Origin of the sequence: Aliidiomarina quisquiliarum, from assembly GCF_023922585.1 — a bacterium.
Classification (GTDB): Bacteria; Pseudomonadota; Gammaproteobacteria; order Enterobacterales; family Alteromonadaceae; genus Aliidiomarina; species Aliidiomarina quisquiliarum.
The window spans coordinates 72,219-87,269 of the sequence record NZ_JAMFTN010000029.1 but is presented as its reverse complement, the minus strand read 5'-3'; the positions used below and the strand labels follow the sequence as shown (position 1 = coordinate 87,269).

Genomic DNA, 15,051 nt, shown 5'->3' with positions numbered 1-15,051 from the left:
TGTCCACTAGTTGCTCCTGAGTTAGCATGTTAGGCCGCCTTGTCTTATTGAAAAGTGCGGCTATGATGCCTCAGGTGGATCACTTTTAAACCGTTGTCAGTGGATCAATTTTACTCCGTTGGTAACAAAAGCACGTAGATAAATCTGTCACGGATTTGTCACGCATGTGTCACGGATATACTTTCGGGGTTTTTAGGTGCTTTTAAGTAAAGGTCATCAGTAGTTTTAAGACGACTTCAACTCATAAAGATAAAATAGGGTGTAACTAAAAGGGAAATGCTCTGAAAGCCTTGTATGGCGCGCCCGACAGGAGTCGAACCTGTGACCTCTGCCTCCGGAGGGTAGGGTGGGTTAATGGTGTTAATTGGTGTTGCTTGTTAAATCAAGGTGTTACAAGCCTGAATCTTCTATTTTTATAGCGTTTTATTGTCCATTTGTGATCTGTTTACCCCGATTTATGTCACAGCCATATTTTGCAAAAGAGAATTTTTCTGACCCTTACCCTACAACATTAAATTTATACAGGTATAAAAATCCTGAGTTTCATTGTTGAAAATATTCGACACTATTTAGGAGAAAAACAAGAATAATTGATCGGAGAGAGGACAAGAGCTTGTTCTTTTTGTGAAAAGTAAGACGGCATAGATGATAGCTTGCCAATAATTCGGGGGAGATAAGGTAGGTATCCAGCGTCAATTACCTTGGCCGGTTTTCCGACAATTATCTTGGCCGGTTGGCTTATGACTTTATGTAGCCTTTTATCCAGGCCCAAATTACAAACGCAAACCCTGCGATTGGAATTAGAAGTGGTAAGAGTAAAAGGTACTCACTCATAGCGGTATCCTCATTTGGTTTGTCTTAACACCCACTTTACTAAAATCATAGCTAAAAACCTAATTGTTCTAAGCGCCCCAAAGGGGACAAAAGCGTAAGATGACGCTGAAGCCTGAACGTCACAAAACTTGTGAGCTTGGGTTATGCCCGCGTAATAACGAAGGGGCTGCAACGATAGAGTTTAAACAGTCAAATCGATTGTGAATAGGGCGCGCCAATAGAATTAGTTTAACGGAATTTTCTACTTATAACTGCTCCGATTTTTCGGGGGGATTACAGCACAGCTAAATCCACTCGCAATTTTGCACCTTGCTTTGTCAGTTCCTTGCTGGAATAGAGCAGCTTCAATTCATCTTGGCTGTAAGGTGATAAGCCTGCATCGCCTGATTTCTTTTGCTTATACTTTTTAGGGATCAGCAAATCAGTCGTGGTAATGGTAAAGCCTTTTTCCTCACTCCCGTAGTCGGTAAACAGCAAATCTAAACCGCCATCTTTGCGCTTTTTCTTAATGACCTTAGTTTTATATTTGAATGGCACTTTATCAATTCTGCGTTGCTTTCTTGCCCACTCGTAAAACTGCCTAACATGGTTGATGTATAGGTTTGCCGTATCTCGGTCGATATCCTTAGCAATCACTTGTTCTATAAGGTGCTTGCGATAGCGGTACACAGGAAGCCAATATTTCGCTTTATCACTGTCACTTATGGCATAAACCTCATGCCAGTCCACGTTATTCTTCTCAACCCATTGCAAAAACAAACTCATCGAATTTGCTAATGACTGCACAGTAATAAGCGACACGCCACCAAGAGGGTTCTTTTTGCCGCCACGTTTAGGCGGCATAAAAAGCCCTTTATATCTGTGCTCTAAGAATAAATTGATTTCGAGAGCGTCCTGAATTCGAACCAGTGATAACACTCTAGGGAAACGCTCAACAATGTGATCTTCATGAAAAGCGATAGTGCGTTGACCTTTTTCATCAACGGTCGATACGTAAGGCAGGCTGCCTAAATTTACAGTTTGTTTTACAACTTTGGGATAATTGCCACTCAAATTTAATGCTCCATTACAATACTGCAAAATATAAGCGTGTGTATTTGAGAAGTCAGCAATAAATTGCAGTATTTGATAACTGCAAAAATAAATTGACCTAGCTAATAATGTCAGCCACAATAATTTTCATTAAATTAATTCCGATTTTGTAACGCCAGTTGGTCATATCCCATTGGCGTTTATTTGCTTTTTGGAGAAATCGGTTTGCTGAACACAACCAAGGCTTAACGTTCATGAATGCAAAAATGCGCCAAGCTACTGAAGAGCTGCGTCTGTGTGATATTGCCGATATCCGCTTAGGCCACCCCTTTCGTGGCACCGTAAAGCAATACGACAATGGTGACGTAAATGTTGTTCAAGTCAGGGATACCGAGCCAACGGGTGAGATCAACCAATACACTATGGTTGAAACCGTATTAATGACGAAAAAACAACCTGACTGGTTGCAAAATGGTGATGTGTTATTTGTCGCTAAAGGGGCAAAACATTACAGCGTATTAGTAGAACAGGTATTAGAGCGCACAGTTTGCTCACCACACTTTTTTGTGGTGCGTTTAAAGCCTGAATTTAAAGATGTGATCGTGCCCGACTTCTTATGCTGGCAACTTAACCAACAACCTGCACAGCGTTATTTTAAAGCGACTGCCGAGGGTTCAATGTACCTAAGTATTCGTAGGCAAGTATTAGAGAATGTGCCCATTAAGGTGCTTAAGTTTGAGAAGCAAAAACAACTCGCTGCAATGCACCGCTGCGCTGTTAGAGAGCAAAAAGTATTACAAAAGCTGATTGAAAATAGACAGCAACAACTAGAAGCCATTGCTATTCACGCACTTGAAAGCTCATGCGTTTGAAAGAGAGCCTAAAACAAAACAGATTTAAAAATTAATAACAAGGACTAAAAAATATGACCAAAACCAACCAAATCAATCAGGACGATATTAACAAAGCGGTGTGGAATGCCTGCGACACCTTCCGTGGTGTGATTAGTGCCGATACTTATAAAGACTTCATCCTCACTATGCTGTTTTTAAAATACATCTCTGATGTTTACAAAGACGAATATAATAAGCTTATTACTCAGTATGGTGATAACCCAGATCTAATCCACGCCATGATGTCGAAGCAACGCTTTGTGTTGCCAGAAGGCGCTAGCTTTTGGGACTTATACGAAAAGCGTTATGAAGCAGGCAACGGTGAGCGAATCGATAAAGCCTTACACGCTATTGAAGAAGCCAACGGCAGCAAGCTTAAAAACGTATTCCAAGATATCAGCTTTAACACAGATCGCCTAGGTCAAGAAAAGCAAAAGAATGATTTGCTGCGCCACTTGTTAGAAGACTTTGGTAAAGACATTTTAAACCTAAGCTCAGAGCGTGTCGGCAGCTTAGATATTATCGGTAACGCTTATGAATACCTTATCAAACACTTTGCGGCTGGCAGTGGTGCTACCGCTGGTGAATACTATACTCCACCAGAGGTATCAACCCTTTTAGCAACGATTTTAGAGCCAGTTGAAGGCGACCAAATCTGCGATCCGTGTACAGGCAGTGGCTCATTGCTTCTAAAATGTGGCGCTATGGTACGTAAAAACTCTGGCTCAAAAAAATACGCCTTATTTGGGCAAGAAGCCATTGGTTCAACTTGGGCGCTCGCCAAAATGAACATGTTTCTTCACGGTGAAGACAACCACCGTATTGAATGGGGCGATACCATTCGTAATCCGCTACTAAAAGAGAAAGACGGAAACAGCTTACTGCACTTTGACGTAGTTACGGCCAACCCTCCATTTTCACTTGATAAGTGGGGGCATGATGATGCCAGCAATGACCCTTATGGGCGCTTTAGACGTGGCATTCCACCAAAAACCAAAGGTGACTATGCGTTTATCAGTCACATGATTGAAACGCTTAAACCTGAAACAGGCCGTATGGGTGTGGTCGTGCCGCATGGTGTGCTGTTTCGCGCCTCAAGCGAGGGTAAAATCCGCCAACAATTGATAGAAGAGAACCTGCTAGATACCGTAATCGGTTTGCCAGAAAAATTGTTCTTCGGTACAGGTATACCAGCAGCTATCTTGATATTCAAAAAACACAAGACCGACAAAAACGTATTGTTTATTGATGCCAGCCGTGAGTTTAAATCAGGCAAAAACCAAAACCAGTTAACTGACGAAAACATTCAAAAAATCATCGACACCTACAAGGCTCGTGAAAGTGTAGATAAATACGCTTACCTAGCCAGTTTTGAGGAAATAAAAGAAAACGACTTTAACCTAAACATTCCACGCTACGTTGATACCTTTGAAGAAGAAGCTGAGATTGATTTAGTAGCGGTGCGCACTGAACGTGTTCAGCTTAAAAATGAGCTGCAAACTCTCGAAGTAGAAATGGAAGGCTACTTAAAGGAGTTGGGTTATGGTGCCTAATGGATGGAAACATAAAGCGTTTGGTGAGGTTGTTAAATTATCAAAAAGTAAATACGACCCAAAGAAATCGACAGCTTGCTTTCCTTGTATTGAATTAGAGCACATAGTTCAGGAAACAGGGCAATTAACTGGCAATGTACCAGCTTCCAACCTAGGAAGTACCAAAAACAAATTTAAAGCTGGAGATGTAATTTTCGGTAAGTTGAGGCCATACTTGAGAAAGTATGCTCAACCAAATTTTGATGGAGTTTGCTCATCAGAGATATGGGTTTTTTCACCAACAAAGAAGATTATTAACCCATATTTATTTCAGCTTGTTCAAACGAATCAATTTATCTCAGAAGCAAATAAGTCCGCTGGTTCAAAAATGCCAAGGGCTGACTGGGGCGTTGTATCTGAAATGATATTTCCTTTACCCCCACTACCAGAACAACGCAAAATCGCTAAAATCCTCTCCACTTGGGATAACGCGATTAGCACCACCGAGAGCCTAATCGACAACAGCAAGCAGCAGAAAAAAGCCCTGATGCAACAACTGCTCACTGGCAAAAAACGCCTACTCGATGAGTCGGGTAAACCTTTTGAGGGGGAATGGGAAGAAGTTAAGCTTGGACAAATAACTGAATTTATAAAAGACGGAACGCATGGAACTCACAAGAGGTATGAAACTGGTGTTCCGATGTTGTCAGCCGCTAACATAACTAAAAATCACAAGATATGCTTTGAAGGCGCACCTTTCATCAGTGAAGTTGATTATCAAAAAATTCACGCGAAGTACGAAATTAGCGTTGGTGATATCCTTCTGACCGTTGTTGGTACTTTAGGAAGGGTAGCCATTGTAGAAAAGAAAGAAAGATTCACCTTGCAAAGAAGTGTCGCAATCATAAGAGCATCGGATGGTGTTGATAATCGATTCCTAATGCAACTCTTTAGTTCTAATGACTTCAATCATCTGTTAGTTAGAAAATCTAACTCAACAGCTCAAGCAGGAGTATATCTTGGTGAATTAGCAAAAATTAAAATATTGCTCCCCGCCATTGAAGAACAGGAAAAAATTGCCTCTGTATTAGTTAATGCAGACCAAGAAACCGAGCTGTTAGAACAACAACTTGCTGACCTAAAGCAAGAAAAGAAAGCACTGATGCAGCAATTGTTAACTGGCAAGAAAAGAGTCAAAATATAAAGGCTTAAAAATGGAAGACCTCAAAAATCAGCTTATTCAAGCATACAAGGATGAAAACTTTTTTGAGTTCATCCAAAAGATTTACTATCAGGATAGAAAAGGCGACAAGATATTGGCTTCAGCTTTAATTGAAGTTCACAATAATAAAGAAATTGATCTAATAGCCCTGTTTAGTGAGTTCAAGAACTCCCCCGAGCAGCATGACTTCTTTTCAGTTAGAAGAGTGCTTGAAGAAGTTCTTCCTGAACTCGATGCTCCAGTTATTATTACTGCAAACTGTGTTAAACACTTAACGCTAGAGGCAGGACAAGATATGGCTGCGGGTATGCTTGTCTCTCCCTTTATAAGTTTTTGCGCTAATAAACCAACTCGGCCTACGGAGCTGCTAAAACACGCACTGGCTCTAGGGGATAAAGAGTTTGATCATGTTTCTACTGCGCTGATTGCAGGGGCTAAAATTGACAGTGCAGATTATGTAGAGCAAGCAATTGGTTTAATTAGTGGAGAGTGTGAACTAGTTAAGCAAAGGTCTATCTTTGCTCTTGGCAGAATGAATTTAGATAACGAAGAACAAATCATAGCTGCTGTAAATGCGATAATGGACTTTACAAAAACCTCTAAAAACGACCAAACTCTTGCGACTAGCTTGCGTGCGTTGTTTGCTCTCACTAGCAGAGTTAATAAAATAGAAATGTTATTTTTAAGTTTTCTTGATTGTCATTCTAAGCATCGTGGAGAAAACTTCATTCATGCCGCTTCTGAAACTCTATTTTATGATGCAGAGAAAGTTTCTCTTAACGTTGAAAAGAGACTACTTGATATATGTATTTATACTCCAGAAAAAAACAGCGGCACAATAAACAATCTGGATTATGCGCTCGAAAAAATTTTGAAACGTAATGATTTTGAGGCATGCATAAAGTTTTTTGATGAGTTCTTTCAACAAACCAACTTTAAGGTTTCCATAAAGGAGTTTGATAGTTTCGTTAGAGAGCTGCACAACTATAAAGATACGTATTTATCAACACTCATAACTAAATGGCTACTATCCCAAAATATTTATCTATGCAAATTTAGCTTGGACCTTGTTCGAGATTTTGACAAAGGATTGTCTTTGAGTTTTGACGAAAATTGCATCCCTAGTGATAGTGAAGGTGTATACGTATATTTAGCTCGAAAAGCTTGTGGTTGGTTTTTCAATCAGCCTAAAACAGCAATCAGTCTTATTGAATCCTTAATTTCAAATGCGCCAGATTCAGAACTGAATGAAATTGAAAAAGCTGTATTTAACCCTTTGTGCATTAGCTATCCCAGAAGCATAACTGAACAGATGGAGAGTTCAAAAGAGGCTGAATGCAAAAGACTCGCACAGTTCGCGAATAATGTTTTGACGTCCTACGAAAATTACCAGACTTCCATTAGAGCTGCGGTAGAAATAGAAGAGCTGAAACCAAGTGAAAGTGACCGACACACTTATTGGCGGCATCACAACAAACTCATGGATGAATCGATGAAAAAGGCTCGCAGTAAATCGTTTCTCACCAGTCTATTTGCAGGCAATGAGTCAGTATTGCTATATGGAAACAAGTCTATTCACTATATACATCATGGTGATCAGAAAACGAGGCAGGAAATTCCTCTACAAGAAATCAGCCACTCTTTTGAGTTTGCTTCAATGCATAACGTAGACCCTCACGGTTTAGAAAACATTTTATGGCAGTTTAAAGCAGAGGGATGCCAAGCATGAAGTTAGTTATTAGACAATACTTAGCATCGTTAAAAGAACGCGGTGAGCTTGATGCTCTTCTGCCTGATCTTTTGTCGCAGATGGGCCTAGAAGTATTTCTAAAGCCAGGAGTTGGAAGTCGTCAATATGGTGTTGATGTTGGAGCTTATGGCAAGATAGATGGCGACTCTGTCAATAAAGTTTATTTGTTCTCTGTAAAGTCCGGAGATTTAGACAGGAAAGATTGGGATAGTGGTAATCCTCAAGATCTTAGACCATCAATAAACGAAATAATCGACGTATTCATTCCTAGTCGTATTCCATCAGAGTACAAAAATGAGCCCGTTGAGATCTGTCTATGTTTTGGCGGAGATGTAAAAGAGGAAGTAAGGGCAAATGTAAGTCTATTCTTAGAACGTCAAAAAACCAGTAATTTAAGCTTTTCGGAATGGAATGGAGATCGCTTAGCTGCTCTCCTTGAGGAATTTATGCTTCGAGAGGAACTGCTACCAGAAGAATGCCGTGGTCTTTTAAGAAAATCCTTGGCAATGATCGATGAACCTGAAACATCATTCAAACATTTTTCTCAGTTGGCTATAAGGCTTACTAACGTAGAGGACCTAAAACCCAAACAGATTTTAATGGGTATTAGACAACTTTATCTTTGTTTGTGGATTCTATATTCGTGGTCCAGAGAACAGAATAATATTGAAAGCGCCTTTTTATCTGCTGAGTTTGTCCTATTAAACGCTTGGGATGCAGCCAAGTTTGCATTTGATAAAAAGAACAAAGTAGCCGTTTCTACATTGACCACGTTAGATTCGATTTTTAGATTGAATCTACAAATCTCTGGCCAGTACGTAGAAGAAAAAATTATTCCACATGCGGATAACCTTTATGCATTATCTCACGCCGTAAGGCCGTCATGTGCTGTTGATGTCAATCTAAAGCTCTTCGATGTTTTAGGGCGCTTGGCACTCAGTGGCTGTTGGACCTATTGGTATTTATCACAAATTAAAGACGAAAGTGACCCAAACATTAAGTCGCTTAGCCACTCTGTGTCAAATCTCCAAGAATCGATTAAGAAGTTAATAATAAATAATCCAATTCTGTTTTCTCCTTACAAAGATGAGCAAGCGATTGACCTAGCTCTGGCTGTTTGGTTTTTATCTTTAGATCCTGTGCATTGGAATGACATAAATTCCTGGCTTATAAATGTCGCTGATGGGATTTATCAAGCATTTAAGAAAAACGATAAGTACCCATCAACTCTTAATAGCTACTCTGAATTGATTGAACATCCAGTAGATAACTCTAGCGAGTATTTAAAAAGCGTTACAAAAGGCTCGGTTTTGTACCCTGTCATATCTATATACTCATCTGTCTTGGGGCTTACTGAGCCACACAAGATCATCAAAAAACTAAAACAAGAGTTCTTGGAACATTGCAATTTTCAAGTGTTTTTCTTTGACGAATCATCGGAAGAACATTTCTATCGATATAACAAAATGCACGGTGCAACACTGTCTCATGTTTGCATTGACGGAGAGCCTGGCGATTTAATCGACCAAATAGAAAAAGAATGTGAAGAATCAAACAAGGTATACGAAATGAGTGCTTTTAAGTATTCATTTTGGCCAATAATTCTAACTGGGTGCAGACATTACAGGCTTCCTATACCTACACAATTTGCTATGGATATCCATAAACAGAGACGAGTACAACAAGAACATTCATCTGATGATATTGAAGAAGTAGAAGGACCTCTCAAATGAGAATTCGTTTAACACAATTACACTTAAAAAACTTTAAAGCATTCGATGAGATAAGTATCTCTCCAAATGAGTCTTTCAATATCATCATTGGTGAAAATAGCGCTGGTAAGTCAACCATATTTGAGGCAATTCAGTTATGGGAAAAATGCTATTCAGCTTATATCCAAGCTTCAAAAAAGAAGTTCTATCAAACGGGTGAAAATCATAGGTATATCAATTATCAAGAATTAGATTTTCTTCGTATTACAGACGACAATGACCTATTTCATCATGGCAGAGCTAGAGGTGCAGAAGTGTCTCTTACGCTCAAAATTGACGATGAAGAATACAAGCTAGGTTTCAAGGTCTCAACACCATCATCGATATCTAATGCTTTCTTTCGAGTTAACCCGATTTTTTTTGAAGACTTTATTAGATTTGCAGAAAAACTTGTCGAGAACAACAAAACCTTAGATGAAGCTGTATTTATATACCAGACAAGACCTGTTGCTGGTGTTTTACAATATGAGCCATACCTTAACGAGGGGCAAGTTACTAAAAAAATACAGAAAGGCTTATCTCATGAGGTACTTCGAAATAAGATTATCGCGAAGCGAGACTCTTTGCAGCAACTAGAAGAAGCTATTTCAGATATTTTAGAAAAGCAGGTTAAGTTTGATTTACCTCCAAGAACTCGAGCTAGAACTGATGAATATGTCTCAATTAAAGTTTCTATTGGAGGCGGGAAAAAACAAGATTTGCACCTACAGGGAAGTGGCTTTTTACAAATCGCGGAAATTCTCTCAACAGTTGAGTTCTTAGAAGCTCCCTTAAAGCTACTCTTGGTTGATGAGCCAGACTCACATATTCATACAAAACTACAAGGCAATTTGATCAAACATTTGAGAGGAATAGATGACAATCAATTCTTTATAATTAGCCACAATGACCAATTCGTCACAAATGCAGGTGAAGGCGAAGTGTTCTTTCTTAGTGATGAAGCTAAATCTGAGAAACTGTTACCACCCATTGCAACTGCTAGCTTTGACACGATAAAAAGAGCATTAGGTGGAGTTATCTTATCATTAGAACAGCTTAATCAGGCGAAACATATTGCGTTTGTTGAAGGCACCGATGACGCTGAGTATCTGAAAAACATAAATTCTAAGCTAAAAGAGATTACACAGGTATCAGGATGCTTAAAGGATGTGACATTTTTTCCTCTACGAGGGAAAGATAATATTGTTCAAAAAATCGAGTACAACAAAAGAACTCTGAGTTCTATGCTTAGAGGCAAGACATGGAATGCAATTTTTGACAGGGATTTTTCTACAGATGTAATTGATACAAACCTTAAATCACTTATTCAAGGAAAAAACTGTACTCCATTTAGTCACAATGGCTACTGTATTGAGTCAGTATTATTTTCCGACATGCCAATTTTACAAAGGTTTATTTGTTCACTAGTTGACTATTTGCCGCATGCAGATGTAAATCAATTGATCGATTCAATAGTCAGAGATGATATAGAAACAACTATTTGCGACGTTAATTCAGAACTTAATCAAACTGTACAAGGTAGATTCAACAGCCAAAAAAGAAATAGACCTGAATTTGAAGATTTAGAATACGCAGACGTTATGAGGTCTTGGAGGCGAGACGGAGTCTTCCAAACAGCTCTTGTTATGTCTAAGCCTTTAATTAAAGAATTTGTTTTAAAGCTAGAAGAACATCTTGGTCGTTCACTATTTCTAAGGAGCTCGAATGACGACGAAGAGATATCGTCAAAATTGTTTTTGGCATATGTAGATTATTTAGATGATATTGAAAACCTTTACCCGTCTCTGACTGATTTATTTACTCAATTAGGTGTGTTGGCAGAGGCTGAGGAGAATGCCGCTGAAGAGGACGCTGCATGAATCATATAGCGAACTTTAAAGAAGAATTTAGTGCAAAAATTCCTGCCCTGAACCTCTTAACCAACCTTGGCTACACATTCATTCCACCAAGCGAATGTGAAGCGTTGCGCGGTAACACTCTAGTTAGCGAAAAGAAAAGCACTTATCAGGTTGTTTTACTCCCTGTATTGCGAGCCTTTTTAGCTAAACAATCGTTTTCGTTTGCAGGCAAGCAACATACATTATCTGAGGCCGCAATTGATAAGGTCATGCATGAGCTAAACCCTGCCATGAACCTTGGTTTAAAAGCGGCTAATGAGAAAATCTACAATGCTTTGATATATGGCGTTAGCGTTACCGAGTTTACAGACGGGAAAAAAGCCTCCCCCACCATTAAACTCATTGATTGGCACAATATTGATAATAACCAATTCCATTTTACTGAAGAGTTAGTGGTTCAAAATGCCGAAGGCACTGGCAATCGCATTCCAGATATTGTGTGCTTTGTGAATGGCTTGCCATTAGTGGTGATCGAGGCGAAACGCCCGGATTCAAATAAAGAAGGTAAATCGACTAACGCTGAGGCGATTTCTCAGCATATTAGGAATCAAGGTCAGGCTGAAATTCCTCACTTGTATGCCTATAGCCAATTGCTCTTAGCGATAAATGGGCATGAAGGTCTGTACGCTACCTGCGGCACCCCTGAAAAGTTTTGGGCGAAGTGGAAGGAAGAACAAATACCAGAAGCGGAATTTGTTAGGCTAAAAAATCATAAGTTGAGCGATGAACAAATAGATGGACTATTTAATCATCGTCCTGCTAAAGCGAAAGATGACTACCTTTCATTAGTTGCAGCAGGTGACCTAACCGTTACCGACCAAGATAGGCTTATTGTCAGCTTGCTGCGCCCTGAGCGCCTGCTTGATATGACTCGCTTGTTTACCTTGTTTGATAAAAAAGCTGGTAAGATTGTAGCTCGATATCAGCAGGTATTTGGCATAAAAGCACTTATTGAGCGAATTAACACGTTTGATGATTCAGGCGCTCGTGAAGGTGGTGTGATTTGGCACACCACAGGTAGCGGTAAGTCATTTACAATGGTGTTTTTATCCAAAGCGCTTATTTGGCTTGAAGAGCTTGCACAATGCCGAGTGATCATAGTTACAGACCGTGTGGACTTGGAAGACCAACTCAGCAGAACCTTTGCATCTGGTGGTGTATTAACTGACCGAGATAAAAAAGATGCCATGGCGACAACTGGCAAGCGTTTAGCTGAACAAATTGGTAAAGGGAATGAGCGAGTTATCTTCTCGATCATTAACAAATTTGGCTCAGCGATTAAATATAAAGAATGCTATAACGACAGCCCAAACATTATCGTACTAGTGGATGAAGGCCACCGTAGTCAAAATGGTGAAAATAATATCCGTATGCAGCAAACGCTGCCTAAAGCGGCCTATATTGCTTTTACGGGTACGCCACTGTTAAAAGACGATAAGACTGAAAACAAATTCGGAAAGATCATTCACTCTTATACCATGCAACAAGCGGTTGAAGATAAAACCGTTACCCCTCTGTTATACGAAGAACGCATTCCAGAGTTGAACGTTAATGACAAAGCTATTGATGCATGGTTTGAACGCAGCACTAGCAAACTAAGTGATAAGCAAAAGACCGACCTAAAGAAGAAGTTTGCTCAAAAAGGTCAAATCTACCAAACCGAAGGTCGAATTGATCTGATTGCTTATGATATTGCCGACCATTTTCAAAACTTTAAGCATCAAGGTTTAAAAGGTCAGTTAGCTTGTGACTCTAAAGCCTCTGCAATACGTTATAAAGAAGCTTTAGATAAAATTGGCACGGTTACATCGGTTGTGGCGATGTCGGCTCCTGACACGCGTGAGGGGCATGATGTAGTTGATCAAGAAAGCAAAGACATTGTGCAAAATTGGTGGAAAACCAATGTTGATAAAATGGATGAAAAAGCCTACACCAAAGCCATTATTGAAGACTTTGGCAGAGGTGACGGCCCAGACATCATGATCGTTGTTGATAAGCTGCTAACGGGCTTTGATGAGCCAAAGAACACCGTACTGTATATTGATAAACCTCTAAAAGAACATAACCTTATTCAAGCCATTGCCCGCGTAAACCGATTGCATAGTAAAAAGCAGTTTGGTTACTTAATTGATTACCGAGGCATTTTAAAAGAGCTTGATACCACCATAGAGAAGTACCAAGACCTTGCAGAACGCACCCAAGGCGGCTTTGATATTGATGATCTGAAAGGTTTGTATAACCGCATGGACACGGAATACAAAAAGCTTCCGGGTTTACACCGCGATTTATGGGAGATATTCGATGGCGTTAAAAACAAACAAGATGGCCCAGCGCTTCGCCAAGCGTTAGCACCTAAGGTGCAAGATGTCGATGGCAAGCTTGTCGATACTAATCTTAAAAAGCGTGATGACTTCTATTCAGCACTAACTGCATTTTCAAACTGTATGAAAGTAGCGTTGCAATCAGCAACCTACTTTGAAGATAAGTCATTCGATAACAAGCGAGACTTGTACAAACGTGACCTAAAAGCCTTTGTCGATTTGCGTAAACAAGTACGTGAAGATGCTGACGAAACCATTAATTATGATGAATACGCAGAAGATATTCGTAGCCTTCTAGACAAGCATATTGCTGGTATTGAAGTTAAAGAGCCTGACGGTGCCTATTTGGTCGGTAATTTAGGAAAAGACGTTAAGCCACAGGATATGAGCGATGACGAAGCTCGTAACCAGACTGATAAAATCACAGGCCGAATCACTAAGATGATTGAGCAAGACTTAGCTGATGATCCTTATGCTCAAGAGTATTTTTCTAAGATGCTGAAAAAGGCGATTGAAGATGCCAAAGCGATGTTTGATGCGCCTGTTAAGCAATACATCCTTTTTGCAGATTTTGAACAGGAAGTGAAAGACCGCAAAGTCGCTGATGTTCCCAATGACTTTGTAGATGACTCTGGCAAACTAAATAAACATGCACAAGCCTACTTTGGTTTATTTAAGCACCTATTTGATGCTGAATTCTTGAATGAAAAGGATCTGGATAACGACAGATTAGTAGAGTTGGCGTTTAGCATTGATGATGTAGTGAATACCGCTGTTGCTGAGTATTCAATCAATCCTGCGGAGATTGAAAACGCCATACACATGAAACTGTTGCCGCTGTTATTTGCTGATCTTGGCCTTGATAATGCTCAAAAGTTGATTGAAGAAGTGCTCAAGATCACTCGCTTAGGCTTAGCCAGGGGCTAACAAGCGTGACTAAAGAAGCCGTTGCTGCTGCCATTTCCCCAAAAGAAAGCCGAACAACAACCAGTGAACGAGGTGTTTTTACCTATGGTAACGACTCCATTCACTATGATGTTATTCGTAAAACCAAGCCTGCTGATAACGCTAAAAAAACAGCACGCAAGGTAATTATTAAAGTTCACCCTGATCAGCGTGTTGTGGCTACTGTGCCACATGATGCGAGTGATGATGCTATTCAAGATGCCATACATAAACGTGCCAGATGGATTTGGCAAAGCATTGATGAATTTGCTAAGCAAAAAGATACGGTTTTACCCAAGCGTTACGTGAGTGGCGAAACGCAGTTTTACTTAGGTAAGCGCTATGTATTAAAGATCATCACTGATGCTGAGCAAGTGCCCAATGTGAAGCTAAGCCGAGGCAAATTGAACGTCACAATCAAGCATGAAGTCAGTAAAGATATTGATGATCGGTTGGTGAAAATTAAACCGCTAATCGACAAGTGGTATCAACACAAAGCAAAAGCAATTTTTCATGAGCGACTAGCCGAACTACTTCCGAAAGCCACTTGGGTAACAGGCATTCCTTCTTTTCGTGTGATGGCAATGAAAAAGCAATGGGGAAGCTGCTCAACCAAAGGCAACTTGATGCTCAACCCTCACCTCGTTAAAGCACCGAAAGAATGCATTGATTACGTGATACTACACGAGCTTTGCCACATTGCTGAACACAACCACAGCGAGCGTTTTTGGCGGTTGCTAACGCAGGTCATGCCCAACTGGAAAGAAGTTAAAGCCAAATTAGATGATATGGCGGAGATGTATTTGAATGAGTGATGAAGCCACCTGAATCGGCCTTGTTGATCAAATCAGT

General features: G+C 40.0%; 9 protein-coding genes. 8 read left to right on the top strand and 1 reads right to left on the bottom strand.

The annotated features are described in order from the left end of the window. Nucleotides 1-1,107: 1,107 nt before the first annotated feature. The gene (locus tag M1L23_RS12760) at nucleotides 1,108-1,887 is read right to left on the bottom strand and encodes a hypothetical protein (protein WP_252627826.1); all 780 of its coding nucleotides are present in this window, start codon (nucleotides 1,885-1,887) and stop codon (nucleotides 1,108-1,110) included. A gap of 233 nt (nucleotides 1,888-2,120) precedes the next feature. On the opposite strand from M1L23_RS12760, the gene M1L23_RS12755 reads away from it, so the two are divergent. From M1L23_RS12755 to M1L23_RS12720, 8 genes are read left to right on the top strand one after another with little or no spacing between them, the layout of a single operon-like run. Beyond that, nucleotides 2,121-2,738, top strand: coding sequence for a restriction endonuclease subunit S domain-containing protein (locus M1L23_RS12755; protein WP_252627825.1), 618 nt, complete (start codon nucleotides 2,121-2,123; stop codon nucleotides 2,736-2,738). A 53-nt stretch (nucleotides 2,739-2,791) separates the two neighbouring features. Continuing rightward, nucleotides 2,792-4,312, top strand: a complete 1,521-nt coding sequence (locus M1L23_RS12750; protein ID WP_252627824.1) for a type I restriction-modification system subunit M — start codon at nucleotides 2,792-2,794, stop codon at nucleotides 4,310-4,312. Next, a complete protein-coding gene (locus M1L23_RS12745) occupies nucleotides 4,302-5,495 on the top strand; it encodes a restriction endonuclease subunit S (protein WP_252627823.1) in 1,194 nt (397 codons plus the stop codon). The genes M1L23_RS12750 and M1L23_RS12745 overlap by 11 nt, the downstream gene beginning before the upstream one ends. Before the next feature lie 10 nt (nucleotides 5,496-5,505). Continuing rightward, on the top strand, nucleotides 5,506-7,242 hold the full coding sequence (locus M1L23_RS12740; protein ID WP_252627822.1) for a HEAT repeat domain-containing protein: 1,737 nt from the start codon (nucleotides 5,506-5,508) through the stop codon (nucleotides 7,240-7,242). Continuing rightward, nucleotides 7,239-8,996, top strand: coding sequence for a hypothetical protein (locus tag M1L23_RS12735; RefSeq protein ID WP_252627821.1), 1,758 nt, complete (start codon nucleotides 7,239-7,241; stop codon nucleotides 8,994-8,996). The genes M1L23_RS12740 and M1L23_RS12735 overlap by 4 nt, the downstream gene beginning before the upstream one ends. Then, complete coding sequence (locus tag M1L23_RS12730) at nucleotides 8,993-10,894, top strand: ATP-dependent nuclease (RefSeq protein WP_252627820.1); 1,902 nt, start codon at nucleotides 8,993-8,995, stop codon at nucleotides 10,892-10,894. The genes M1L23_RS12735 and M1L23_RS12730 overlap by 4 nt, the downstream gene beginning before the upstream one ends. Beyond that, nucleotides 10,891-14,181: a type I restriction endonuclease subunit R gene (locus M1L23_RS12725; RefSeq protein WP_252627819.1), complete on the top strand. Its 3,291-nt coding sequence runs from the start codon at nucleotides 10,891-10,893 to the stop codon at nucleotides 14,179-14,181. Before M1L23_RS12730 ends, M1L23_RS12725 begins: the two co-directional genes overlap by 4 nt. A 5-nt stretch (nucleotides 14,182-14,186) precedes the next feature. Next, nucleotides 14,187-15,014: a M48 family metallopeptidase gene (locus M1L23_RS12720; RefSeq protein WP_252627818.1), complete on the top strand. Its 828-nt coding sequence runs from the start codon at nucleotides 14,187-14,189 to the stop codon at nucleotides 15,012-15,014. Nucleotides 15,015-15,051: the final 37 nt, after the last annotated feature.

Excerpts from the sequence above, each read along its gene's own strand:
- M1L23_RS12730 (WP_252627820.1), top strand. The coding sequence starts at position 8,993 with ATGAGAATTCGTTTAACACAATTACACTTAAAAAACTTTAAAGCATTC.
- M1L23_RS12750 (WP_252627824.1), top strand. The coding sequence starts at position 2,792 with ATGACCAAAACCAACCAAATCAATCAGGACGATATTAACAAAGCGGTG.
- M1L23_RS12745 (WP_252627823.1), top strand. The coding sequence starts at position 4,302 with ATGGTGCCTAATGGATGGAAACATAAAGCGTTTGGTGAGGTTGTTAAA.
- M1L23_RS12725 (WP_252627819.1), top strand. The coding sequence starts at position 10,891 with ATGAATCATATAGCGAACTTTAAAGAAGAATTTAGTGCAAAAATTCCT.
- M1L23_RS12735 (WP_252627821.1), top strand. The coding sequence starts at position 7,239 with ATGAAGTTAGTTATTAGACAATACTTAGCATCGTTAAAAGAACGCGGT.
- M1L23_RS12740 (WP_252627822.1), top strand. The coding sequence starts at position 5,506 with ATGGAAGACCTCAAAAATCAGCTTATTCAAGCATACAAGGATGAAAAC.
- M1L23_RS12755 (WP_252627825.1), top strand. The coding sequence starts at position 2,121 with ATGAATGCAAAAATGCGCCAAGCTACTGAAGAGCTGCGTCTGTGTGAT.